This window comes from Aliamphritea spongicola (assembly GCF_017051665.1).
Classification (GTDB): domain Bacteria; phylum Pseudomonadota; class Gammaproteobacteria; order Pseudomonadales; family Balneatricaceae; genus Amphritea; species Amphritea spongicola.
Map to the genome: position 1 here is coordinate 1 of NZ_JAFIDL010000039.1, position 396 is coordinate 396.

Here is a 396-nt window from a genome sequence, read left to right on the forward strand (position 1 = left end):
TGCCATAGATTATAGCTAAGGCATGTAATAATTCGTAATCTTTTAGCGTATTAGCGACCCATCGTCTTTCTGATTTAATAATAGATGATTCAGTTAAATATGAAGGTAATTTCTTTTGTGCAAGTCTGACTAACTTTTTTATACCAATGTTTAACATACTTTCATTTGTAATAAACTCAATGTCATTTTCTTCAATGTAAGATGAAATAAGAGTAGCCTTTGCCTCGCTATACATTTCTAAATCGCCTTGTTTTTCTATCGTATTGCGAGAATTTTTAGCCCAAGCCATTAATGGATCATTTTTCCATTTTTCAATAACATTATTGTTATACCAAATGTCATATCCTATAATCTGGTTTTTGTTTTTTTGAATAATAAATGTTACTGTTCTTGCGG

Annotated in this window: 1 protein-coding gene; it reads right to left on the reverse strand. The window is 29.8% G+C overall.

Features of this window, described 5'->3' with window-relative positions:
- Nucleotides 1–396, reverse strand: a 396-nt coding sequence (locus JYB63_RS22640) for an Ea47 family protein (protein WP_431193910.1), incomplete at both ends; no start/stop codon positions are given.